The organism is Streptomyces thermovulgaris (genome assembly GCF_002155915.1).
In the GTDB taxonomy this organism is placed as follows: Bacteria; Actinomycetota; Actinomycetes; order Streptomycetales; family Streptomycetaceae; genus Streptomyces; species Streptomyces thermovulgaris.
This window is the reverse complement of sequence record NZ_MUME01000561.1, coordinates 1-585: the sequence shown is the minus strand read 5'-3', so window position 1 is coordinate 585 and position 585 is coordinate 1. Positions and strand designations below refer to the sequence as shown.

Sequence of the window (585 nt, the reverse complement as noted above, 5' to 3'; positions counted from 1 at the left end):
ACCACGGGGGAGCCAGGGGGGACCACGGGGGAACCGGGCCGGTCGGTCGCCGAACGGGGGAGCGACCGACCGGCCCGCGCACACCTCCCGCGTCCGTCCCCCGCGTCCGACGCGGAAAGCCCCCGAAGTCCTCTGCTCCGGATGCCCGGAAGTCCCCTACCTCAGATACGCGAGGCCGGGGTGGACGGCGATGTAGCCGTCGACGAGGCGGCGGGCGACGGCCACCGAGTCGACGAGCGGATGCAGTGCGAAGGCCTTCACCGCCGTCTCGCGGGAGCCCGACTCGGCCGCCGCGAGCACCTCGCGCTCGACCGCCTTCACCGCGCAGACCAGCCCGGTGGCGTGACCGGGCAGCGGATCCACCGCGACCGGGTGCGCCCCGCTCGCGTCGACCAGGCAGGGCACCTCGACGACGGCCTCGGAGTCCAGTACGGAAAGGGTGCCGCGGTTGCGGACGTTGAGGATCAGGGTGGTGCGCTCGTCGCGGGCGATGGCCCGCATCAGGGCGAGGGCCACCTTCTCGTAGCCGCCCGAGAGGTCGTCGGCCTCCCGCTCCCCCGCCCCGGCCGCCTCGCGGTTCTCGGC

The 585-nt window shown here is 74.9% G+C and carries 1 protein-coding gene; it reads right to left on the bottom strand.

The window, feature by feature from the left end; genetic code table 11:
• Nucleotides 1–156: 156 nt before the first annotated feature.
• On the bottom strand, nt 157–585 hold a 429-nt coding region (locus CCN35_RS27305; protein ID WP_483883434.1), incomplete at its 5' end, for a family 4 glycosyl hydrolase.